The organism is Symploca atlantica LB2515, assembly GCF_052546295.1.
Map to the genome: position 1 here is coordinate 1,079,621 of NZ_JBQWMT010000001.1, position 23,496 is coordinate 1,103,116.

General features: G+C 42.9%; 16 protein-coding genes and 4 pseudogenes. 14 read left to right on the forward strand and 6 right to left on the reverse strand.

Features of this window, described 5'->3' with window-relative positions; all coding sequences use genetic code 11:
- Positions 1 to 164: 164 nt before the first annotated feature.
- A complete protein-coding gene (ftsZ, locus tag ACT7WV_RS04595) occupies positions 165 to 1,436 on the reverse strand; it encodes a cell division protein FtsZ (RefSeq protein WP_445101770.1) in 1,272 nt (423 codons plus the stop codon).
- Positions 1,437 to 1,671: 235 nt separating this feature from the next.
- Positions 1,672 to 2,481, reverse strand: a complete 810-nt coding sequence (locus ACT7WV_RS04600) for a cell division protein FtsQ/DivIB (RefSeq protein ID WP_445101771.1) — start codon at positions 2,479 to 2,481, stop codon at positions 1,672 to 1,674.
- Between the two features lie 506 nt (positions 2,482 to 2,987).
- On the opposite strand from ACT7WV_RS04600, the gene ACT7WV_RS04605 reads away from it, so the two are divergent.
- From ACT7WV_RS04605 to ACT7WV_RS04665, 13 genes and pseudogenes are all read left to right on the forward strand, one after another.
- Positions 2,988 to 4,304, forward strand: a complete 1,317-nt coding sequence (locus ACT7WV_RS04605) for a P-loop NTPase fold protein (protein WP_445101772.1) — start codon at positions 2,988 to 2,990, stop codon at positions 4,302 to 4,304.
- 752 nt (positions 4,305 to 5,056) lie between these two features.
- Positions 5,057 to 10,207 carry a WD40 domain-containing protein gene (locus ACT7WV_RS04610; protein WP_445101773.1) on the forward strand — a complete coding sequence of 1,717 codons (5,151 nt, stop codon included), beginning with the start codon at positions 5,057 to 5,059 and terminating at the stop codon, positions 10,205 to 10,207.
- A 77-nt stretch (positions 10,208 to 10,284) separates the two neighbouring features.
- Positions 10,285 to 11,117 (forward strand): annotated as a pseudogene (locus ACT7WV_RS04615) (IS5 family transposase).
- 219 nt (positions 11,118 to 11,336) lie between these two features.
- Positions 11,337 to 12,008, forward strand: a complete 672-nt coding sequence (locus tag ACT7WV_RS04620) for a TnsA endonuclease N-terminal domain-containing protein (protein ID WP_445101774.1) — start codon at positions 11,337 to 11,339, stop codon at positions 12,006 to 12,008.
- Positions 12,005 to 12,799 (forward strand): hypothetical protein, encoded by a 795-nt coding sequence (locus ACT7WV_RS04625; protein WP_445101775.1) that lies wholly within the window; start codon positions 12,005 to 12,007, stop codon positions 12,797 to 12,799. Before ACT7WV_RS04620 ends, ACT7WV_RS04625 begins: the two co-directional genes overlap by 4 nt.
- A gap of 5 nt (positions 12,800 to 12,804) precedes the next feature.
- Complete coding sequence (locus ACT7WV_RS04630; RefSeq protein WP_445101776.1) at positions 12,805 to 13,284, forward strand: hypothetical protein; 480 nt, start codon at positions 12,805 to 12,807, stop codon at positions 13,282 to 13,284.
- A 95-nt stretch (positions 13,285 to 13,379) separates the two neighbouring features.
- Positions 13,380 to 13,661, forward strand: coding sequence for a Mu transposase C-terminal domain-containing protein (locus ACT7WV_RS04635; protein ID WP_445101777.1), 282 nt, complete (start codon positions 13,380 to 13,382; stop codon positions 13,659 to 13,661).
- A 74-nt stretch (positions 13,662 to 13,735) separates the two neighbouring features.
- Complete coding sequence (locus ACT7WV_RS04640; protein WP_445101778.1) at positions 13,736 to 14,635, forward strand: transposase family protein; 900 nt, start codon at positions 13,736 to 13,738, stop codon at positions 14,633 to 14,635.
- 189 nt (positions 14,636 to 14,824) lie between these two features.
- Complete coding sequence (locus ACT7WV_RS04645; RefSeq protein WP_445101779.1) at positions 14,825 to 15,337, forward strand: hypothetical protein; 513 nt, start codon at positions 14,825 to 14,827, stop codon at positions 15,335 to 15,337.
- A 16-nt stretch (positions 15,338 to 15,353) separates the two neighbouring features.
- On the forward strand, positions 15,354 to 15,701 hold the full coding sequence (locus ACT7WV_RS04650) for a TniB family NTP-binding protein (protein ID WP_445101780.1): 348 nt from the start codon (positions 15,354 to 15,356) through the stop codon (positions 15,699 to 15,701).
- 326 nt (positions 15,702 to 16,027) lie between these two features.
- A pseudogene (locus tag ACT7WV_RS04655) lies at positions 16,028 to 17,268 on the forward strand (IS701 family transposase).
- A gap of 191 nt (positions 17,269 to 17,459) precedes the next feature.
- The gene (locus ACT7WV_RS04660; RefSeq protein WP_445101781.1) at positions 17,460 to 17,705 is read left to right on the forward strand and encodes a hypothetical protein; all 246 of its coding nucleotides are present in this window, start codon (positions 17,460 to 17,462) and stop codon (positions 17,703 to 17,705) included.
- A 24-nt stretch (positions 17,706 to 17,729) separates the two neighbouring features.
- Positions 17,730 to 18,149, forward strand: a complete 420-nt coding sequence (locus tag ACT7WV_RS04665) for a TniQ family protein (protein ID WP_445101782.1) — start codon at positions 17,730 to 17,732, stop codon at positions 18,147 to 18,149.
- A gap of 66 nt (positions 18,150 to 18,215) precedes the next feature.
- On the opposite strand, the pseudogene ACT7WV_RS04670 reads toward ACT7WV_RS04665, so the two are convergent.
- From ACT7WV_RS04670 to ACT7WV_RS04690, 3 genes and pseudogenes are all read right to left on the reverse strand, one after another.
- Positions 18,216 to 18,846 (reverse strand): annotated as a pseudogene (locus ACT7WV_RS04670) (HARBI1 family protein); the annotation flags it as partial.
- Positions 18,847 to 18,905: 59 nt separating this feature from the next.
- Positions 18,906 to 19,911, reverse strand: a pseudogene (locus ACT7WV_RS25815) (transposase).
- Positions 19,908 to 20,237, reverse strand: a complete 330-nt coding sequence (locus tag ACT7WV_RS04690; RefSeq protein WP_445105574.1) for a helix-turn-helix domain-containing protein — start codon at positions 20,235 to 20,237, stop codon at positions 19,908 to 19,910. The pseudogene ACT7WV_RS25815 and the gene ACT7WV_RS04690 overlap by 4 nt, the downstream one beginning before the upstream one ends.
- 1,517 nt (positions 20,238 to 21,754) lie before the next feature.
- Here ACT7WV_RS04690 and ctpC point away from each other — a divergent pair.
- A complete protein-coding gene (ctpC, locus tag ACT7WV_RS04695) occupies positions 21,755 to 23,047 on the forward strand; it encodes a carboxyl-terminal processing protease CtpC (protein ID WP_445101786.1) in 1,293 nt (430 codons plus the stop codon).
- 171 nt (positions 23,048 to 23,218) lie between these two features.
- Here ctpC and ACT7WV_RS04700 read toward each other — a convergent pair whose 3' ends face one another.
- On the reverse strand, positions 23,219 to 23,419 hold the full coding sequence (locus ACT7WV_RS04700) for a DDE transposase family protein (protein WP_445101787.1): 201 nt from the start codon (positions 23,417 to 23,419) through the stop codon (positions 23,219 to 23,221).
- Positions 23,420 to 23,496: the final 77 nt, after the last annotated feature.

The following is a 23,496-nucleotide window of genomic DNA, read 5'->3' on the forward strand; positions in this document are numbered from 1 at the left end:
TTTGACGGTTCTACTGGACTGGAATGGAATTACGATAGATCACCGCTTCCTCTTGGCAGGATTAGCTAAAGCAGCACTAATGCTCAGACCAACAATGGACTCAAGGTTAATAAAATTCCTGGTCTAATCAGCTAGGATTCACTCTATACAATCTCAAGCTGTCTCTACCTCCTAGGAAAGCGACGCCTTTGCAGAAATTCTGGAATATCCAATCCTGGTCTTTGGTTAGGATCGTATACAGGCTCGGTGGCTGGCTTGGGCGTCCTGTCTATCGGTCGTCTCATCGTTTGTCGTGGAGTTTCCATCATTGCTGGTGTAGACTGCGCTTCTCCGCTAAATCCAGTAGCAATGACGGTAATTCGGATCTCACCCTGAAGCCTCTCATCAATCACCGCACCGAAGATGATATTGGCGTTGGGATCAACGACCTCATAGACTGTCTCCGCAGCAGCATTGACTTCATGTAAGGTCAGATCATCACCGCCAGTGATGTTCAAGACGACACCTCTGGCTCCATCAATTGAAGATTCTAGTAAAGGGGATGAAATAGCCGCAACCGCAGCTTCTCTGGCTCGTGACTTCCCGGAACCTAAGCCAATTCCCATCAATGCTGAACCTGCATCTGCCATCACGGCTCGCACATCGGCAAAGTCTACGTTTACCAAACCGGGAATAGTAATAATATCGGAGATGCCTTGCACCCCTTGACGCAGGATATCATCAGCGACTGTGAAGGCCTGTTGAACCGGCATTTGGTCATTAATGACCTCCAACAGCTTATTGTTGGGAATCACAATCAGAGTATCCACACGGCTTTGCAAAGCCGTAATACCTTCGTCTGCTTGAGAGGTGCGCCGACGCCCTTCAAAGGTGAAAGGACGAGTAACAACGCCAACAGTAAGCGCACCAATTTCTTTTGCCACTTCTGCCACAATCGGCGCTGCGCCTGTACCCGTACCACCTCCCATACCAGCGGTGATGAATACTAGGTCAGAACCCTCTAACGCCTGAGCAATTTCTTCGCGGGATTCTTCAGCCGCTTTCTGACCAATGGCCGGATTGCCACCTGCACCCAGACCCCGCGTTAGCTTCTGACCCATTTGCAAGCGCTTGGAGGCTGCAGTTTGGGCAAGGGCTTGAGAATCTGTGTTAATTGACCAAAACTCAACCCCAGCGACCTCACTGGCAATCATGCGGTTAACCGCATTGCCTCCGCCTCCCCCTACACCAATGACTTTAATTTTGGCAACACTACCTGGCACGATATTGTCACTCCTGGTCTTTTCCCTGGGTATTCCCCTGGAATCAGGCATTTGACCAAACTGTAACCCAGAGTTCCCGAAGGGGTGAGTATTTTCTACTCCTAGAGGAAAGTCAGCTTCTCCGGCGCTTCGAGAGTTTTGATGGTTATTCCCTAGTTTACTATTAAGCGTCATTGCAATAAGTCAGGGTCGTTAATCAACTTTATCAGTATATGAGTAGCAATCTGAGTAAACTATAGGTTAGGTTGATATAAAAACCAATTAAACGCAAGAGAAACCTCTTCAATCTCTTGGAGAGGTTGATTACCTTGAGTTACCCATAGTAATTTGCTAAGTGACTTGAAGAGTAACTTTACTGAACTCTTCAATATTAATTTTAGTGAGAGTCTGGCAGAAGAGTCTATTTACTTTATTTCATCTGAATCGCCGGAGATTCCGGATCACTGAGATCAATATAAGCAATTTGGCTTTTTTCTATATGAATAGGCAACTCTCGCATTCGATCAAGAACGCTCAGTTGCTCACTAAATCGCGAAGTGTAAGGACCAAAATATACCTTCGCCAGATCAGTTTTTAAAATCAAATTGGCGGGATCTTGCCAATCCACCTCAAAAACTGTGACTGGGGAGCGTCTTATTGCTTGATAAAATTCTGACCAGTAAGGGCGATACAGCTCTATAGAACCAATCACTTTGAGAGTTGGTAACTCCAGATTTGGCTGTAGTGACCGATAGCTGCTCTCCGACATCCAGATCCCCTGTTCATCTAGTAAGCCCAATGACGAGTTAGAGTCAGCGATTGTGCTCTCCAGGGATTCATGAGACTCAGAGACTGCCACTGGCTGGCGCTCTTCAATTTGTATCGTCAAACCGGGCGGCAAAAGTTGACGGCTAACAGTAGCTTTCGCTATTGCTGTTCGAGACTCCAAAGCAGCAGCCAGCTCTTGCGGCTCCAGGAATACTAAAGACTGGGGATAAGACAAAGGTAATAGCGAGCGAATCGCTTGGGTAGAAAAAGTGTCATTGCCCTCAATAACAACTTGTTCTGGTTGATGAATGACCCAACCTGGTAAAGTAATTGTCCAGACTAAACTACTTGCCATACTTCCAATCAATAGCGATCGCCAAAGAGCTTGACAAGATTTAATCTGGCGTGATCGTCGCAGTTTTTTGCGCCTGGTGACTAATTGTGCTTGAGAGACTGATGCAATATTTGTCATCTACTACCGGCAGGTACGACAGGATTTAATTTCGTAATGGTTTTTCCTGACAACAGAGAGTAAAGATACACAGAGTGAAACCTCGGCAATTTTACTCGTCTGTTCACTCAGCCCAAGATACCTTTCCCATTTAACCACTCCTTTCTCAGGGCGCTGTAAGTATTTCAACGAAGACTTAGTAAAACATTCTCCCTCCCACCAAACTACACACCCCACCCCCTTGTCGCCCCATATCAAGTTAAATGTTTAGTAGCTGAGAACACTATTGTGCCAAGCGCAATTGGGTTACCTGGTGTGAACTAGGCGGCAAAACAAGAGAAAGTACCATTCCTTTTGATTGCCAGAGCACGAATAGTCTTCTTGCAAAAATGCCTAAAACCATCGAAACCTCGTTTTAATTTTGCAAGAAGTCTAGTTAATGCTTTGCCTAAAGACTGCCCAGAGCGCCTTTGTCTCAAGTCTGATAACCCCAAGGGACTAGTGATCAGGAAAGACGCCTGTAAAGTATGGACAAGAAACTGCATCTACCAACATTTTTCAAAGCTTGTAACCCTGCTAAAACTCTAGTTGTAGGGAATCCTGAAGATCAACAGTACTATATCGATTTTTCTGCTGTGCGGGGCGGCAGAATTATCGAAGCTCTAGGAAGAACTATCGCCCGTCTCTCACCCGATGAGCCGACTTGTCAATTATTTACGGGACACATCGGCTGTGGGAAGTCCACAGAGCTATTTCGACTCAAAGCCTATTTGGAAGAGAAACAATTTCATGTGGTGTATTTTGAGTCTTCTCAAGATTTGGACATGGCAGACGTGGATATTAGTGATATTTTGCTCAGTATTGCCAGATCCGTCAGTGAAAGTCTCGAAGAAATTGGTATTCGCCTTCGACCAAGGTACTTTAATAATTTATTCAACGACGTCAAAAACTTTCTTCAGACCCCGATTGACCTCTCCGCCGAGGCTGAACTCTCTGTTGGCATTGCCAAAATTACTGCCAAAACTAAAGACAGTCCTCAAATGCGTGAACAGCTTAGACAGCACTTAGAACCCCGAACCCAAGGGATTCTAGCGGCTATTAACGAAGAAGTTCTCGGTCAGGGTATTAAGGAACTAAAACGACGTGGCAAAAGCGGTTTGGTAGTAATTGTAGATAACCTTGATCGGGTTGACCCCAGACCAGTACACAGCAAGCGTTCACAACCTGAGTACTTATTTATAGACCGTGGTTCTCAGTTACGCAGCTTGAACTGCCACGTTGTATACACTCTCCCCTTGGCTTTGATGTTCTCTAATGAGTACGAAACCCTCAAGAATCGTATGGGAGGTGGTGTCGCCCCTAAGGTTTTACCGATGGTTCCAATACAGTTACGAGACGGTAGTGACTATCAACAAGGAATGGCACTACTGCGACAACTGGTGCTAGCAAGAGCCTTTCCCCAGGTAGAAGCAGAGAAACGGCTACATTTGATCCCAGAAGTTTTTGATCATCGAGAAACTCTAGATCGGATATGTCGTATTAGTGGTGGCCATGTTCGTAACTTGTTAGGACTGCTGTATAACTGTTTACAACAAGAAGATCCACCATTCTCGCGCAGTTGCTTAGAGAGTGTGATCAAAGGCTACCGGGATGACCTCGCTTTAGCAGTTGATGAGAGCGAATGGGAGTTACTATCGCAAGTCGTACAACAGCAGAGTGTTCGAGGAGACAAAGAATATCAAACCCTGTTGCGGAGCATGTTTGTTTACGAATATCGAGACTCATCTGGCCGCTGGTTTGGCATCAATCCCGCTTTAGCTGAATCTGGCAAGATTCTCATCTGAGACCACAACTAACAAATCAAGAAGATTTTTCGCCACATTTTCTCTAACAAAATTAGCAGTTTTTCTCCCAAAGTCTTTTTGCTTTCTTACCTAGATTATTGATATCTAAGGTTTGATTTGGGGACAAGGAGATAAGTTGTTAAATATCTAGAAGAGAGCGATTATCTGACAGGTGTCTTTTTTGGTAATGCGGGGTCTAATATATTGATAAAATCCTAAGCTGTTGCCTAAATAGTAACGGCTTAGGTTTGCTCCCCGCAAATAGCTGTATTCTACCAAGCTGAAAATCTGGTTAGTCTTCATAAAAGCTGTGACCTATCTCACGATTTGTTAAAATACTTCTCACGTTTGTTGATACCCTAAAATCACAGGAAAGCTCAACTCTTACTCACTGAATATCTCTGATAATTAACCTACAGTATCCCAGTAAATTGTTTACTGAGAGATAGGCTCAAGCATTAGGTTTTGATTTAAGTTAAGATAACTTTGGTCTCAACTAAACAGATGGATTTGACAGGACAGCTAGCAATAAACATCCATCAGATGTAAACTAAATCACAACCCAACATTTGTAGCTTCTGAAAAGAGAAACACTACAGGAGGTAATCCTGAACAATTCCAGAAGAGCGATTGTTGATTTATCTGAGTGTTCAAAACTTACCAGCACCAGATTGATAATTTTACTTTAGCCAGAAAAAAACTAGAAGATTACTGGCATTTAAGCACCAGTAGTGGTCAAACATATTAATTGAATGAGGGAGCAAGATCCATCAGAACAAGTGGCAGCAGCCAATGCTCGAGCGCTATCAACGCTATCTCGTGCAATAACTCTGTCTCAAGGACAATTTGCACTGATCTTGGTGCGCTGCAACTATGAGGTGTGTAAAGAACAGATGTGGTCACAACTGCAAAAACTCACCCAAGCACCACCAAGCAAATTAGTTTTATCAGAGTCAATCAAGACTCCATACAGTATCATTCTTACTGCTCAGAGTATTAAACAAACATCAGCTCTGGTTGTATTTGGACTGGATTCGTTAACTGCAATTGATCAAACGCTCATTGTAACAAACCAGGTTAGAGATGAGTTTCGTAGAATTCTGACATTTCCTTTAGTATTGTGGGTAACTGATGAGGTGCTACAAAAGATGGCACGGTTTGCCCCTGACTTCAAAAGTTGGGCTGCTACCTCAATTAAGTTTGAACTTTCTACTAAGCAGTTGCTTAGCCTGTGGCATCAAACAGAAGACGAAATCTTTGCCACCATTTTAAATCGCAATATCGGTGAATTTCTGCCCAATGAGGCTTTGCAATTATCGCCTAATTGTCGCCGACGACAGGAATTGGCTTCAGCGCTGCGGGACTTACATTACCCCGACGTCAGAGTAGAACCAGCGTTAGTCGCTACCTGGCAATTTATTCTGGGACGAGATGCCCTTAGTAATGATCAAATTGATTTAGCCTTAGAGCAGTATCAACAGAGCCTAAAGTTTTGGCAACAAGGCTTAGGGGAAACGGGAGATAGAAAGCAACTTGCCTACTCCACTCCCCCATTACCAGAGCAATCAGCATCCCCTATCACACCAATATCCTATGGAGAGAGGGTTGGGTTGGTTCTCTATCACATAAGCTTGTGTGATGCTCGCCGAGCACAGCTACAACAGCTCAACAATTCCAAACAGTGGGAGCAAGCGAGGAAATCTTTGCAAGCCAGCATTGAAGCTTTTAGCGCAGCCCAACGCTTAGACTGGGTTGCTCAGTTAAATATTCAGCTAGGAGAAGTACTCAAAAATCTGCAAAATTGGAGAGAATTACAAGCTCTGGCTCTAGAATCCCTGGATAAGCCTCAAATTCACAACTCTCCTGTACTCCTAGCTCAAGCCTATGGTTTTTTAGCAACCGTAGCTCAGGCACTTTCCCATTGGGAAGATGCTAGAGAGTTAGCTAAGGCAGCACTGCATCAGCTCGATGACTATCCTTCACCTCAGCCTAGACATCAAGGATTATTTTTGTTGATCTCTGCTAAAGTACAGCGACAGTTAGGAGAATCCCCCGCAGCCATCAGGGACTTAGAACAAGCGATTGAAATAGAAAAAGCACTACCCAACTCCCTCAAACAGTATCCCCAACTTTACATTGATATCTTAGAGGAATTGCGATCGCTATACCTTGAGCAGCAGCAATATTTACAAGCCTTTGAACTTAAACAAGAGCGTCGCTCGGTTGAGCAACAGTACGGCTTTTCTCCTTTCCTCGGTGCTGTTCCCTTGCAATCTCAGTGGTGGCGCAGGGTAAGAAGAAATGCAACATCAAATATTAATCAAGCACCCTCACCTCTCCAAATTGCAGCAGCAGGACGTCAACCGGATGTCCACCGCCTAATAGAACGTCTCAGCCGCAATGACCATAAACTGACAGTGATTCATGGCTCTTCCGGTGTTGGTAAAAGTTCGCTAATTAACGCAGGTTTACTACCGGCTCTCGAAGGACAAATTATTGGTGCACGAGTGGCAATACCTGTTGTCCAAACAGTCTACAAAAATTGGGTTGGTGAGTTAGCAAGATTGCTCACAGAATCTTTCGCAAGACAACAAATTGAAAGCTTAGAAAATTCTCAGCAACCATCCCAAACTTTATCGTTATCAATAACTTCTACAAAAGATTTTACTAAGAAGCAGCAGGGCAAGTTTTTTTTTAAATCTCAAGCACAACTACAAGAAATCCTAAGACAGTTACAGCTTGCTAACGAGCGAAATTTATTAACTGTCCTTGTGTTCGATCAGTTTGAAGAATTTTTTTTTGTTGCCCAAAATCTGGTTGAGCGACGTCAATTTTATGATTTTTTATCTAGTTGCTTAGATCTTCCTTTTGTGAAGATTATTTTGTCTCTTAGAGAAGACTATTTGCATTATTTGTTGGAGTTAGAGCGCTACAGTAACCTCAATGCCATCAATAACAATATTCTAGATCGGGAACTACGTTATCCCTTAGGAGATCTTGCCCCAGAAGATGCCAAAAATGTCATTTGCACTTTGGCAACGGCATCTCAATTTCAATTAGAAACATCCCTAATTAAAAGGCTAGTCCATGATTTAGCGGGTAGCTCCGGGGCAGTGCGCCTAATTGATTTACAAGTAGTTGGGGCACAACTGCAAGCAGAAAAAATCACGACCATTAAGCAATATAACGCCCTTGGCTCCAACCCCAAGGCATCTCTAGTAGAGCGATCGCTGTTAAATTTAATTAGCGACTGCGGACAAGAAAACGAAGATATTCTCTGGCAGGTTTTATTTTCTTTAACAGATGAGAAAGGCACCCGCCCCCTGAAGACTAAAGCTGAATTACTCAGTAGCATTGCCTCCGTATCCTTCGCTGCTCCTCGCCATCAAGTTAACTTTTCAGTCAAGCAAGAAAAGAAAAGCAAATGGTGGGAGCTAGGGAAATGGAACAAGGTTCAAGAGAACAACCAGGAAAAACTGAATTTGATTGTAAGAATTTTAGTTGGTTCTGGTTTAGTATTCCGAGTCTTTTCACAACCAGCCCGATATCAGTTAGTTCATGACTATTTAGTCGAGCCAATTCGTCTGAAAGTTAAGCAGCGCGATCAGTTAAAAATTGTGGCGCAACTAGAAAGACATGCTAACGAACTGTTGAGAGTTCGCAAAAAGCAGCTCTTCTCAAGCGCAATTGGGGTTGCTATGGCACTTCTAGCATTTACCTCTGCTGGACTGGGATGGCGAGCCGAGGTTTTGAGAAAACAAGCCGATGGGCTCTGGATTAATGCTCACTTAAGTGCTCTTAGTGCCTCTTCTGAGGCACTATTTGTCTCCAATAAAAAGTTTGATGCACTTATTGAAGGGTTAAGAGCAGCTAGATTCTTGAAACAAGCACAGGCAGGAGAAAGTACTGCTGCTCAGCTTAAATCAGATATCCGCCTACAGGTGGTGGCTGTACTTTCACAAGCTGTTTACGGTGCTTCTGAACTCAATCGCCTAGAAGGGCATAGTGATATAGTCTCCCATGTCGCCTTTTCCCCTGATGGTCAGCTGATTGCTTCTGCTAGCCGAGACGAGACTGTAAAACTGTGGCGTCCCAATGGTACTTTAGTCACTACTCTGAGAGGTCATAAAGGAAGTGTCACTAATGTGGCTTTTAGTCCCCTTGATGGTCAACTGATTGCTTCTGCTAGCTGGGATGGCACTATCAAAATTTGGCGTCCTGATGGCACTGTAGTGCAAACGCTTCGAGGTCATACTGGTCATGTATATGGTGTCAGCTTTAGTCCCAATGGCCAGCTAATTGCCTCTGCCAGTGGTGATGGCACCATCAAACTTTGGACAGTTAAAGGCAAGTTAATTAGAACTTTGCATCCCCACGATGGTGTAGTCAAGGCAGTCAGCTTTAGTCCCAATGGCCAGCTAATTGCCTCTGCTGGTGAAGATAAAATGGTCAGGCTGTGGTCGCTAGACGGTAAATTGCTGCAAACTCTCAAAGGACATACCGGCGAGATCAATTGTGTCACCTTCAGTCCTAATGGTCAGTTGATTGCCTCCGCTAGCGATGATCAAACGGTTAAGTTATGGAATAAAGCTGGTGAACTAATCAGAACTTTCCCCAAGCAGGGTAAGTGGGTATTCGGAGTCGCCTTTAGTGCCGATGGTCAGTTAATTGCCTCAGGGAGTGCTGACAGTACAGTAAGGCTCTGGCAACTTAATGGCACTTTATTGAAAAGTTTTAAAGGACATAGTGACAGCATTACTGCCGTGAGCTTTAATCCCAAGGTTAGTGATCAAGAAGGATTAGGAGTTGACTCAGGTGAGGATTCTTTGCCTGAGCCAAATTCCCAATTCCAACTCCCTCTGCTTGCCTCTGCTAGCCATGACAAAACTATCAAACTCTGGGCTGTCAGTAACCAATCTCGCCTGATTTTGCGGGGACATCAGGACAACGTTAGAGACGTTACTTTTTCGCCAGATGGCCAGCTAATTGCCTCCGCGAGTAATGACCGCACTGTAAAGATTTGGAATCGTAGAGGTAAACTGCTCAAAACCCTGGAAGGGCATACCGATCGCATCTTTAGCGTCAGTTTCAGTCCCGATGGCCAGCTCATTGCCTCTGCTAGTCGCGATGGGACAGTGAAAATCTGGGACCGCAGGGGGAGTTTGCTTAAGACTTTAAAGGAACACAAAGACTGGGTATTAGATGTCACCTTTAGTCCAGACTCCCAACTCATTGCCTCTGCTAGTCGCGATGGGACAGTGAAAATCTGGAGCCGCAGGGGTATGTTGCTCAAAACTTTGAGAGGACATCACGAACGGGTAAACGCCGTTAAATTTAGCCCCGACGGCCAACTACTAGCATCAGCTAGTGATGATAAAACTCTCAAGCTTTGGACACCTAACGGAAAATTACTGAAAACTCTTACCGGTCATAGTAATTGGGTTTTAGATGTTAGCTTCTCACCGGACTCACAGCAGCTAGTCTCAGCTAGTTACGACAATACGGTAATGCTGTGGAGCCGTAAGGGAAAGCTACTATCGATTCTAGAGGGACACACAGATAGTGTCGCCAAAGCCCGTTTTAGCCCTGATGGCAAAGTTTTGGCAACTACTAGCTGGGATAATAAAATACAGATGTGGCGACTCGACGACACGATGATTAAAACTCTCGAAGGGCATAAGGAGCGAGTTACTAGCGTTAGTTGGAGCCATGACGGTAAGGTTCTCGCTTCAGCAAGCCAAGATGACACGGTGATTGTGTGGAATTTAGATTTAGATGACTTGCTGCCCAAAAGCTGCAACTGGCTACAAGATTATCTACAAAACAACCCAAAAGTCAGAAAGAGCGATCGCCAGCTTTGTCAACTCTCTAATAAAAAACCTCAAAAACTAAAAACTGAATAGGCTGTGAAGTTTCCACAATAGACCTCTTGCAAAAGTCCAGTAAAAAAGAGATAAATAGGTCAGTATGAGGGAAAATAATGACCTATGAAAAGGTGAAAGACCTAAAACCCCAAGAGTTCAAACGCCTTTGTGGAGTTAGAAAAGAGACGTTTGCTAAGATGGTTGAGTTAGTGGAAACAAATGAAAAACAGAAGATAAAAACCGGAAGACCGTCCAAATTAAGTCCAGAAAATCAAGTATTGATGACGCTCGAATACTTACGAGAGTACAGAACTTACTTTCATATCGGTCAACATTGGGGACTTAACGAATCAACAGTATATCGAATAATTCGTAAAATAGAAAATATTTTAATCAAGTCAAAAGAATTAAGGATTCCGGGAAAGAAACAACTATTGAAATCGGGAAACCCAATAGAGATAGCAGTTATTGATGTAACTGAAACTCCCCTAGAGCGTCCTCAAAAAAACAGAAAAAGTTCTACAGTGGCAAGAAAAAAAGCACACTTTAAAATCTCAACTTATCGTTGAAAAAACAGCAAAGAGATTATCTGTATTGCATGCGGCAAGGGTAAAGAACACGACTTTAAGTTGTTTAAACGGAGTAAAACCAATCTAAAGACAGAGATACAGTGTCTCGGAGATCGAGGATATCAGGGAAGCGAGCGAAAATCCACAAACAAAGTCGGATACCCCATAAAAAACCCAAGAAGAGCAAACTATCAAAAGAACAAAAAAAAGAGAATCATAAATTAGCTTCAGAGAGGATAGTGATTGAACATGTTTACCGTCGCCTCAAAATATTTAGAATTTTATCCGAGCGATATCGCAACAGAAGAAAAAGGTTTGGTTTACGCTTTAATTTAATTGCAGGCATCTATAATTACGAACTTCGTTTGAACTCAAATTAGTTAGCTGCCGCTACTTTTGCAAGAGGTCTAATAACTAAACCTCCAAGTTAAGCGCCATAAAAGACTACATGCCTCTGTCGGTTTGCACATAAGTTGAAAATCGTTACGCATAACGTGAAAATTTGGCACATAAGATGAAATTTATTTGCACATAAGCTGAAAAAACTCCCACAACCGCTAGTCTAAGGGGATTAACCTCAGATAACGGCGAGAAGTGAAGTGCCATCGGGAGCAGTCAGAGCCAGAAAAATCACCAATGCAGGCAACCGCAAGGTTATCGGCAAGTTTCCCAGCTTAAAGATGAACGCGGTTATCTGGTGGGAATCGCAGCTAGAACGCGACTACATCTACCTGCTCGAAATCGACCCAGAAGTCCTGTCCTATGGCGAACAGCCCTTTACGATTTCCTATACCGACAAAGGGAAGCCAAGAAGATATACACCTGACTTTGTGGTCACTAGACCCCAAAAAACACAAGTTGTAGAAGTTAAACCGTCTAACCGAGCTGATACCGAGAAAAATCTCAATCTCTTCCGCAAAATCGCTCCAATTTGCACAGCTAACAACCAGGAGTTCGTTGTTGTCACCGAGCCAATGATTCGAGCGCAACCAAGACTCAACAATATCAAGCTGCTCTACAAATATGCCAGAGCGCCTTACCTATCGCTGTCCAACTATCTCGATTGCCTGCAATATTTTCACTCCACCGAACCGATTCGTCTACTCGATGCAGAGCGAGACTTGAAAGAGAGAGGAATTAATCGTTCTTTACTGTTGCGATTGCTTTGGTGTGGTTTTCTGGTGACTGACTTGATGCAACCCATTAACGCAGAAAGTCTAATTCAACTCTCAAAAGAGACACCCACCTGGGAGAGATTGAAAATCCAATGACCCGAATTTCTTTAAGAAAAGGACTACATCTAACCTGGCAAGGTCGTGAATACGTGATTGAGCAATGTTTAACAACAGGAGAAGTTCTTCTTCAAGACGTACTCACCAATCATCTATCCAGCCTCAAAGCCACAGCGTTAACTCAGTTGCTAGTTCAAGGGGAGCTTGAGTTTATTGAAGTTGAAGCTACAAGAGGAAAACAAAGCCATTCCCTAAAAGGATATATTAGCGCAGATTTTACTCAGCTCCCCTCAGAATTAAGAGAAGAATCGAAAAGAAAATACAGGTATATAGAACGGGTTCTCTCCAACAACATCTTGAAGCGAACTGAGTCAAACTTAAAACCCATTATCAACCAGGTGGCTCTTGAAATCGAAGATAGCCAACCTCCCTCATGGCTGACACTCTGGAGGTGGCTAAAGGATTACGAAGCATCGGGGCAAGATATTCGCTCTTTAGTACCCAAATATGTATCCAAAGGCAATCGTCAACCCCGACTCAACCCAGAAGTCCGGAAAATTATCTCCAAGGCAATTGAACAAGTGTATCTCAAACCCTCTCAAGCCTCCGGTGCTGATGTTTATGAACGGGTAATTATCGAAATTAATCAGTCTAATCGGCTGCGAGAAGCTATCGGGCAAGACTCCTTAGAAATCCCCAACATTGCAGCTATCTATCGTGCTATTCGCCAACTAGACCCTTACGTCAAAGCCGTGGGTCGCTATGGTAAAAGAATAACCAGCCAGATGTATGACCCAGTTCAAAAAGGTCGCATCCACTCCGCCCATTAGAAAGGGTGGAAATTGACCATACCAAATTACCACTGTTTGTTGTGGATACCCAAACCCGGATGCCGATTGGTACTCCTTGGCTGACCAGCGCCATCGATAAGTATTCAGGAGTAGTACTGGGTTATTACGCCAGTTTTGAGCCGCCTTCTTATTTATCGGTGATGCAATGCCTACTGCACGCTATTCGCCCTAAAAATTATCTTCACTCCCAATTCAAGAGCGTAGAAAATACCTGGGACACCTACGGTCTGCCGGAAGTGATTGTCGTTGACAACGGCAAAGAGTTTTACAGCACTCACTTTGAAGATGCCTGCCTTCAGCTTGGAATCGTCATCCAATACTCTCCCCCTAAAATGCCTTGGTACAAGAGTGCTATAGAACGGTATTTCGGAGCTTTAAATAGTCAGTTGCTTTCCGATGTCCTGGAAAAACCTTCTCTAATTTTCTGCAACCGTCTGATTACGACCCCAAAAAGAATGCGGTAATTTCGTTTAAAGCTCTACAAGAAATTCTCCATATTTTTATTGTCGATATCCATAACCAGAGTTCCCATCCCGAACTGAAATCTCCTCGCTCTAAAGTGTGGGAATTAGCGATTACTGAATGGACGCCAGCTTTACCTCCGTCTAATCAAGAACTGAAAGTTTTAGTGGGCAGCATCACCACCCGAAAAGTTACCAGAAGAGGAGTGGAGTTTGAAGGTCTGCTCTACAACAGCAGCGAACTGGCTCGGCTGCGGTCAAATCATCAAAGTACTGAGAAAGCAACGGTTAAGTATGACCCCACTGATTTATCTTGCATCTATGTCTTAGACCCCACAACTCATCAATTTTTAGAGGTGCCTGCGCTTTGTGTTGAATAGATATCTCCGGAATATAAACAGAGCGTGGGATAATAGCGACAAATGCAAAAAGTCAATCGCTCGTACGGAGTGTTATGGGTGCAATTTTAGAAGCCATCGAAAATAACCCCAAGGAGATTAAGCGCTTGCTTGGCATCGACCAAGAGCAATTTCGACAACTGATAGCTAAAACCGAGTTGCTGCATAAACAGAAGCAGGAGGAAATTGAGATAAAGAAGCTTCGAGTCAATAAAAAAGGGGGCGAAAAAAAACCTAAGTTATCTCAAAAAGAGCAAATTCTCTTGACTTTAATATACTTACGACATTCCCCAACATTTCAGTTGCTAGGTATCCAGTTTGGAGTCAGCGAAACTACGGCGAATGATATCTTCCACTATTGGCTACCAATCATCAGTGAAGCTCTCCCACCAACATTGATAGAACAAGTAAAAAAGTGCGAGGGAGATTATGAATGGTTACAGGAACTTTTAAGTGAACTCCAGCTAATAGTAGATACTTCAGAACAAGTTAGAGAGAGACCTGGAGGCTACCTAGAGCCAAAACAGTTCTACTCAGGGAAGAAGAAAACTCATACCATGAAAAATCAATTTATTGTCTTGCCAGATGGAAAGGATATCGTAGATATTCTCCCCGGAGTACCAGGACCTAAAAGCGACATAAATTTGTTGAGAGAACGCTTTCGACAATTTGCCCCTAAGCAAAAATTTGGTGGAGACAAAGCCTATCAAGGAGAGGCACAGGTGACAACTCCATGCAAAAAACCTAAAGGTGGACAGTTAACTGATGAACAAAAACAACAGAATAGAGAGTTTTCTCAACAGCGAATTTTTGTAGAACACGTTATTCGTCTTATCAAAATATTTAACGTAGCCCGCGAGAGATTCCGTTTGAATTGTCTTAATTACAAGCCAGTAATCCTGGTTATTTGCGGATTAGTCAGACTCCGAATTAAGGCTTTAATTCTATCCTGTTAAAGTTCAGGTAGTAAAGGTGTTAAATGAGTTAATGGGGTGGCTATTTACAGAACAGAATTTAACAGCAACTACCTAAAAGCCTGATTTTGACGTTAAAACTGACTGGGTTGGCAGGTCTCGTTTAATCCTGGAAAAGCCAGTACCAGACGGGCATTGGGAGTTTTCGGAGATGTCTAATACACTAAAGGGTTGACCCTCTGGCAGCACCAAGTCGTTAAACAACTGGCACGCCAAGAAGCTGAAACAGTGGACATTGTGGCTTTGTCCTTAGCCAAAGAAAAGATTCAACGAATTGTCGAGCGGGAATGGAATTCATCAAAGAAAGGTCGAACTCGGACTGCAATGGCGAGGTGGTTGGGGATTGGACGGTCTGGTTCTGGTGAGTGTAGTCAAAGCCAAGAATCGAACGACAGCAGCAGTCAACCTCATTCGAGATCAGGACTCTCTGACTTGGGCAGTACCCATAATCCCAACCCTGCCCAAGAATCTCTGCCATCACCAGAACGGCTACCACAGACATCTCAACCCAAGTCCCGTCGTCGGTCATCCACCAAGGCGGGTGGTCAGAAAGTCAACTCGCCAGCTCAACCCGAAAACCATGATACTTCAACCGATAATTGGCAGCCAGATTTATCGGGATGGGATGTCAGCATCGGGTTACCAACTTACCCCAGTGAGGTCGAACCTGATGCAGATAGATAAAAAGTCGTTACAAACTATGACCTTTAAAGAGCGGCTCTACATTGTCAATAACATCTACGTCGTCTATCCCCGGTTCAAGGAAATTCTAAGTGCCATCGATGATTGTCGTCATTTTTCGGACTTGAAAGATGAACCGGAATGCTTATTTTTAAAGGGTGCGACGGGAGCCGGGAAAACTACGCTCATCAAGAGCTATGAAAAAGATTATCCCAGAAAAGAAACTCCAGAAGGGACTGTAGTTCCCATCCTGTCGGTCACGATTCCTTCCCCGGCTACCGTCAAAAGCGTCGTCAGTAAGCTGCTTTGGGAACTGGGAGACCCAGCCTATGAGCGGGCGCTATCAGCAATCAGACAATTCGACTGATTGGATTGATGAAAGATTGTGGGGTATCCCTTGTTTTCTTAGATGAATTCCAACATTTTATTGACCGAGATTCAGCCAAAGTCCTCAAAACGGTATCTGACTGGTTGAAGGACTTGATATTAGATACAAAAGTGCCAATGGTTTAATTGGACTGCCGGAGGCGGAAACCGTTTTTCAGTTCAACCCGCAATTGAGCCGGAGGTTTGCGAATCGGCATAATTTTAGCGGGACTTAAACGAAAATAAAGAGTTAATAAAGGTATAATTTAGGCATGGCAGCCATTTGACATTAGAGTGTAAGACAGGAAAGAGACAACCCCCGCCGCCATGCCTCCTTGCTTCGATAGATGGTGCAAACGCTTTGATGATGTCTGGAGACATCAAGCGCAAAAAAGGGAGTTTAGGAACTATATTGGGGGATTATTAGGGGAAAGTGAAGGAAAAAACCTGTCTCAAATGGCGGATAACGCGGTGGGAGTGACTTACCACCGATTACATCATTTTTTAACGGAAGCCCCCTGGAATGCTCAACAGGTAAATGAGCGGCGTCTACTGGTGATGAATCAGTGTAGCCCAACCCGAATAAGTAGAGGATTCACGTTAATTGTAGATGACTCAGGACATAGGAAAAGTGGCAATTTCACGGCGGGAGTAGGACGACAGTACATTGGAGAAATCGGGAAGACAGACAACGGAATAGTAGTGGTAACAACTCATCTATATGATGGGAAAAAAGCCTACCGTTAGATATAGAGTTATCTCAACACGCTAGTTCTTTAGCTGAAGGAAAAAAGATATTGAATTCCAGAAAAAGCCGGAGTTAGGCTTAGCATTAATTGACCGCAGCATGAACAGAGGATATCGACCGGGTATCGTATTAATTGATGCTGGGTATGGAAATAACACAACGTTTTTGCTGGAACTGGAAAAAAGGAAACTCAAGTATATAGGAGGATTAGCCAAAAACCGTAAGGTGATAATTGAAATAGGGATAAGTCAACGAGAAGAGATTCGCCTAGATAAGTTAGCCGAATCCTTGTCGCCAAAAGATTTTACCCCTGTTCAAATCAATCTAGATAAACTGAAAACCGTTTGGGTGAACTCCTGTAGAAGTTGAACTCTCACAGCTTGAAGGAAAGAGAACAATTGCTATCGTCATGAATGCCTCAACCTTCGACCAAGCTAGTGATGTTGACTATTTTATTACCAATGTTGAATCAACAAAAGCCACAGCCGATTGGATAGTAACTACCTACTCTCAAAGAAATTGGGTAGAAGTTTTCTATCGGGAAGCCAAAGGCTGGTTGGGTTTATCTGAATATCAAGTCAGAGATTATAGAAGCCTGATAAGACATTTCATGCTTGTGTTTTGTGCCTATACATTTATTTTATGGCACACTTTAACCGGAGGATTAAGACGGCGTTGGGCATCGAAACCTTTAAACACCTTTACTGAAGCATTAGAGGCGTTTCGGACAGCGATGTCTTTCCGTTTTATGGAGTGGTTGAACCACAATCGGGACGTATTCTTTGCTCACAAAGCTGCTTTGGGCTTTGTTTGGGCTTGAAATCTGTCTAAGTCCCATTAGTCCTTTTGAGTGGTCGGTGGATGCTGGGAAAGAATTTCGCACGTTTCTCCACGCAGTCGAGTCTCAACTTCCCTTATTGAAGCCGTCGGATTTGGCTAGTGAGGAAATGGCACTCCGTTTTTACTATGCCTCGGATGGAATTGTCGCCTACGTCATGAAGCTGGTTCGGTATGGAGCGACATCTAGCACTCAAACAAGGCAAAGAAAAACTGGACTTAAATGTTTTAGCAATTGCTTTTGACAAGTATGTCAAAGCCGATAAGCCAACTAAGCACAATCCTTTTTTAACTGATGAATTTATGGAGGATAGTCAAGAGAATCTGACTTTTTTCAAGCCAGCTCAGGTTGGAGCTACTAACTCCAGAATCAAACCGAAGAAGAAAACTAAAAAGGTATCTGATGTTTTGCATAAATAGAGTAAGAGAGCAGTAAGCATCATCGTGAAGAGTAGAAGACTGTTGAGGAGACCTCGACCCTATCCCGATGAAAGTCTGGGGGGTTATATCATCCGACTTACTGAGACCAACTACTACTCGTCTCCTAAGTGGATTTTTCAAATGTCCGGTTTAAGAGCAAGAGGAATATATGGCAATGTCTTCAATCGTGAGAAAGATGATTTATCTAGGCTGAGCAATATTTCTGATGTCGAGGCAGATATTCTTTGGTCGATGGCATTTCCTGCCAATACCTTGATTTACCCTAAAGCTGTGAAGCAAGTTAAGGTTTTTGGCAATATTGTTCCAACTGATGCTTTAAATCGCCAGCAGATTCAACTGTGTCCGATTTGTTTGCAGGAAAAACCTTATTATCGTTTCTTTTGGGAGTTATCAGTTGTTAGTGCCTGTCCTCTTCATCATTAGGCATCTCCAGAAAGCTAAGAGTGTCTCCCTGACTTACTTTGAAGCCTTAAACTAACTTCCACAGATTTAGCTCGATTCAACGGCTCCATAAGCATCAGGGGCTTTTGTTGTTAATTTAACTGCCAAACTATCAAGGTTAATAATCTCATTTCTCTTTGAGTATTCAGGGGTTTTCACTGCCGAGAAAACTAACCGCTCAATTCTCAGTCTTACTAAACCACAAATGGTTAGGAACTGACTCATATTTACTGGCTTCCAGACGAAATCTTTCTTGTGCTATTTTAAATATCTTGATTAAACGAATCACGTGTTCTACAAAAATGCGGTTAGAAGATAGCTTTTTATTGGCTTCTTTTTGCTGTGAGGTTAGTTCTCCATTTTTCGGTTTTTTCTGAGGAGTGCGAATTTGAAGTTCTCCTAGATAGGCTTGATCAGCACTAAACAGTTGATTTTTATCAAATTGTTTCAGACGTTCCCGCATCAGACTTATGTCACTTTTGGTTCCTGGTTTTCCTGCTACTACATCGATAATATCTTTACCTTTGGGCAAGACAATAAACTGATTTTTAAAAGTGTGATTTTTCTTCTTACCTGAGTAGAATGATTTTTGCTCTTGATAGTCTGAAGGTCTTGATCGGCTTTGCTCAGCGCTATCTACTATTAACTCCTGCTCTGCCAACATCTCAATAGACATCTCCAGAAAGTCGAAAGTAGCTCTCTGACTACTGTTTATCCCTTAAAATGATTGGAGCAGTTTCAGCGAATTTCAACGGCATAATTAGCATTAGAAGCCATTGTTGTTAATTTAGACCCCGAAGTAAGAAGATTATTAACCTCAATTGTTTTGGTGTCGTCGTCGATTTTTACGGCTGGGAAAACTAACCGCTCAATTCTCAATCTTACTAACCCACAAATTGTCATTATGATTGATTCATACTTGTGAGCATCTAAACGAAATCTTTCTTGTGCTATTTTAAAAATCTTGACTAGACGAATTACGTGTTCGACAAAAATGCGGTTAGAAGATAGCTTTTTATTAGCTTCTTTCTGTTGTGAGGTTAGTTCTCCGTTTGGGGGTTTTTTATGAGGAGTACGAATCTGTGGTTCCCCTAGATAAGCTTTATCAGCACTAAAGAGTTGATTTTTATCAAATTGTTTCAGACGTTCTCGCATTAAGCTTATGTCACTTGTCAGTCCGGGTTTCCCTGCTACTACATCGATAATATCCTTACCTTTTGGTAAGACAATTAGCTGGTTTTTAAAGGTGTGACTTTTTTCTTGCCTGAGTAAAATGTTTTTTGCTCTTGAGATACTGAAGGTCTTGACCGGCTTTGCTCAGCGCTATCTACTATTAACTCGTGTTCTGCCAACATCTCAATAATTGCTTCCTCCTCTCCTTCGCACTTTTTTACTTGTTCTAGTAAGCTAGCTGGTAGTAATTCTTGCAACAGAGATTGCCAATAATTAAAAATGTTATTGGCTGTAGATTCACTTACTTGAAACAACAGACCCAGAATCTGGAAGCTCAAATGATGACGTAAATAGATTAAAGTTAAGATAATTTGTTCTTCTTCTTCAAGTTGAGGCTTTTTGCCACCACCAGCACTAATCAGCCGAGTTTTACTTCTTTCTCTTTCTGAGAGTTTTTGCTCATGTAAACGTTTAGCCTGTCCATCAGTTGAATTAGCTGCTCGTAGCTAATTCCCACCAAACGCTTGGCTTCTTTCTGATTACGTTGCAAATAGTTCCAGGTATAACTCACAGTTTTTGCACCTCAAACACTGATTTGTTCTCCATAATTATCTCATAATTTATATTTTGGAGATGTCTAATAATTGCTTCCTCCTCTTCTTCGCACTTTTTTACTTGTTCTAGTAAGCTAGCTGGTAGTGATTCTCGCAACAGAACTTGCCAATAATTAAACATGTTATTGGCTGTCGATTCGCTTACTTGAAATAATAAGCCCAGAATCTGAAAGCTCAGATGATGACGTAAATAGATTAAAGTTAATATAATTTGTTCTTCAAGAGCAAGAAGAGAAGTCTTGCCACCGCCAGCACTAATCAGCCGAGTTTTCTTTTTCTCAATTTCTCTCTGTCTCTGCTCATGTCAAAGTTTGGCTTGTTCAATTAGTTGAATCAACTGCTCATAGCTAATTCCTACCAAGCGCTTGGCTTCTTGATGATTACGTTGCAAGTACTCCCAGGTATAACTCACAGTTTCTGCACCCCAAACGTTAATTAGTTATGCCTTAATTATCTCATAATTTATATTTTGGAGATGTCTATTGTTTACTGATTGATAGATGTCCCCAGTGTCAAGAGCCGATTCCCTGGTCTAGACCTAAAATAGCTATATGCTCCTGTCAATTTGACTGGCGCTCTTTCCAGCCGCCAGCCGTGGAAAATGAACACATCACCTTATCCAGTCTTATCTATAAGCTGTGTCATCTAGGGGGTTTGCCTTCTGAGAATCACTTAAGAGTATCTTCAGATAATCCTGTGACTCAATTAAATTTGGGGAGTCTAGTGAATCTTTTAGTTTCTCTGTTAAGATTTTGTCGCCTTCCGGGAATTAGATACCAAGTGTTTCCGCCCAAAGAAGCCAGTTTAGCATTTGACTTGAAATCGGTAAGTGAGTTTGAGCGAGTTTTTGCTTTATTGAAAAATTGGTAGGATAACTTCTGTCAATTAATGGATAGGCACGAGGTTTTTCTTGGATATGGTGCTTCTAACAGATATGTTTATGGTTGGCGGTTCAGAGATGTTATGATTTTTTTTGAATCAGTGTTTATTTGGTTCGCTCAAGAGTCTTGGGAATTTATCCAAGAGGTCTTCGCCGATTATTTTGAAAGATTTTTGAGAAAGGTTGCCATTAAAAATATCCAGATATCTTTCTATAAAAAATTTCGGTATTACTCAATTTGTATCTCGTTAACTCGAAAAACTCGTCTAACCGAAAAATTAGCATCTAGGTCGGAACTGGAAGGACTAACCTTAGCTAAACTTTTTGCTGAAAGTCGAATCGATATGTATAAAGAAACCCTTTTCTTTCGGATGAGATACTTCTCTGACTGCTTCTAGATTTTAGATGTATAGAGAGCCGGAACAATACCTACTCTCTCATTTGGAGCTTTCGACCCCAAACCTCACTGACGGAAGTTCTCCCTTTAGGGAGAACTTCCCACCTCTGGAATGATTGTCATTCTCTGTTAGCCGGCTCTAGTACTTCTCTAGTTCTCCTCCACGGCTCTCAAAGCCTTAACCAAGTTCGGTTAAGGGCTGGAATCCAGCGCCTGAGGGTCGAAAATTTCATCTAATGCGTCATAAGGGTAGGAAATTTTCATCTATTGGGTCAAAATTTTTCATCTTATGTGCAAATCAGAGGGCTGAAAGTGCTGTCAGTCCGTGGGAAAAATTTCAACTTATGTGCAAACTTACACCTCAAACAGCTTTCCCGACAACCAACTAGCCTTAGTCTTTTCGGCAGTGATGGCAACTTAAGTTGAAAAGAAAGAAATCTGTGCTATGGAACTTCCTGTTATAGCCTGTGTTAGAGTGAGCTTAACTCCTTTGCAGTAGTTTTCCTTCAGCTCAGAAAGGATCATGGTAATTACAAAGCGTGGCCTCGTTCTTGGTGCGACAGCAGTAGTCCTAACAACTGTCGCGGTTACAGGTGCTGGCCTTCATTTATCTCAAAGTCAAGCTTTCTTAAGCGAAAGTCCAAAAGAGCTAGTTGATGAAGTTTGGCAGATTATTAAGCATGATTACGTTGATGCCACTTTCAATCAGGTAGATTGGGATAAAACGCGTAATGAATATCTAGACCGCCCTTACTCCGACAAGGAAGAGGCCTATAAAGCCATCCGGGAAATGTTGGAGAAGCTAGAAGATCCTTACACCAGATTTATGGATCCAGAAGAGTTCAAGAACATGCAGATTGATACTTCTGGGGAATTAACAGGTGTGGGCATTCAGATTGCTCTGGATGAGGAAACGAAAAAATTAATCGTGATTTCGCCAATTGAAGATACTCCTGCTTTTGAGGCCGGGATTTTGGCGAAGGATGTGATCACCAAAATTGATGGTCAGAGTACCGAAGGCATGGACGTTAACGACGCCGTGCGCCTGATCCGGGGTAAACCAGGAAGCTCAGTAACGCTGACTATTCAGCGAGAGAAGGAGGAAAAAGATTATCAAATCACTAGAGCACTAATCGAAATTCATCCCGTACGCTATAGCTATCGCCCTAGTCCTGCTGGTGGTATTGGCTTTATTCGCCTCAATCAATTTAGCGCCATTGCTGCTCAGGAAATGCGGGTGGCGATTAAAGATTTAGAAAACCAGCAGGTAAGTGGCTATGTCTTAGATTTGCGCTCTAACCCCGGTGGATTGCTCTACTCCAGCATCGAAATCGCTAGGATGTGGCTCAAGGATGGTACGATTGTCTCGACTGTGGACAGAAAAGGTGTTACTGACGCTCAGAAAGCCAATAATCGTCCGCTAACAGAGAAGCCGCTTGTGGTACTCGTAGACGGTGGCTCAGCTAGTGCCAGTGAAATTCTTTCCGGTGCATTGCAAGATAATGAACGAGCAACGCTGGTGGGTACTCAAACTTTTGGTAAAGGTTTAGTGCAATCAGTGCGAGGGCTAGGAGATGGCTCTGGTCTTGCTGTGACAATTGCTAAGTATCTAACACCTAGTGGTCGTGATATCAATAAGGCAGGGATTGCCCCAGACGTGGTAGTAGAACTCTCGGAAGAGCAGCGCAAGGAATTGCAGCTCAATCGCACCAGAATTGGTACTCAAGAAGATCCTCAGTATGCCAAAGCAGAGGAAATATTAAAGAAGGAGATTGCTACCAAACAAGAACATAGAGCAGCCTCTCCTGCTCTATAACTTTATGGGTGTTGTGCAGGGAGAAGTCAATAGCACTCCCTACCTAGCCTTTACAGAAGTAAAGGCAAAAAGAAAATATCCGGCCCATCGGGAGTCGGCTTTCTAGTGCATTCGGTGCCTAGAGCAATTAGTCAAGTATGCTCTAGGGAAATTAGCATTAGGAAAGCTTTATTACATTGGTTGACATTTGCCGGCGCGAATTAACCCCACACGGCGGGCAATTGCTTCTTGTTGGGAATCAAATGGCCCCCAGCGTTCTACAACATCTGAGGCTACCGATGGGTTTTGAGCTTGTCCACTAGATACAATCTCACAGTGACCTTCTTGGCGCTTGACAATATACCAAGTTTCAGAGCTATTCTGATACACCATTGTTATGCACTACCCACAACTCCTAAGCATAAGGGACAAGGGGGACAAGGGGGAAAGTTTTGTCTGATTCAGGAAAC

What these genes read in the sequence shown, in the direction of transcription:
- ACT7WV_RS04625 (WP_445101775.1), top strand. Translation starts at nt 12,005, where the DNA reads ATGACCCGAATTTCTTTAAGAAAAGGACTACATCTAACCTGGCAAGGT.
- ctpC (WP_445101786.1), top strand. Translation starts at nt 21,755, where the DNA reads ATGGTAATTACAAAGCGTGGCCTCGTTCTTGGTGCGACAGCAGTAGTC.
- ACT7WV_RS04600 (WP_445101771.1), bottom strand. Translation starts at nt 2,481, where the DNA reads ATGACAAATATTGCATCAGTCTCTCAAGCACAATTAGTCACCAGGCGC.
- ACT7WV_RS04610 (WP_445101773.1), top strand. Translation starts at nt 5,057, where the DNA reads ATGAGGGAGCAAGATCCATCAGAACAAGTGGCAGCAGCCAATGCTCGA.
- ftsZ (WP_445101770.1), bottom strand. Translation starts at nt 1,436, where the DNA reads ATGACGCTTAATAGTAAACTAGGGAATAACCATCAAAACTCTCGAAGC.
- ACT7WV_RS04660 (WP_445101781.1), top strand. Translation starts at nt 17,460, where the DNA reads ATGGAGCGACATCTAGCACTCAAACAAGGCAAAGAAAAACTGGACTTA.
- ACT7WV_RS04650 (WP_445101780.1), top strand. Translation starts at nt 15,354, where the DNA reads ATGACCTTTAAAGAGCGGCTCTACATTGTCAATAACATCTACGTCGTC.
- ACT7WV_RS04605 (WP_445101772.1), top strand. Translation starts at nt 2,988, where the DNA reads ATGGACAAGAAACTGCATCTACCAACATTTTTCAAAGCTTGTAACCCT.
- ACT7WV_RS04640 (WP_445101778.1), top strand. Translation starts at nt 13,736, where the DNA reads ATGGGTGCAATTTTAGAAGCCATCGAAAATAACCCCAAGGAGATTAAG.
- ACT7WV_RS04700 (WP_445101787.1), bottom strand. Translation starts at nt 23,419, where the DNA reads ATGGTGTATCAGAATAGCTCTGAAACTTGGTATATTGTCAAGCGCCAA.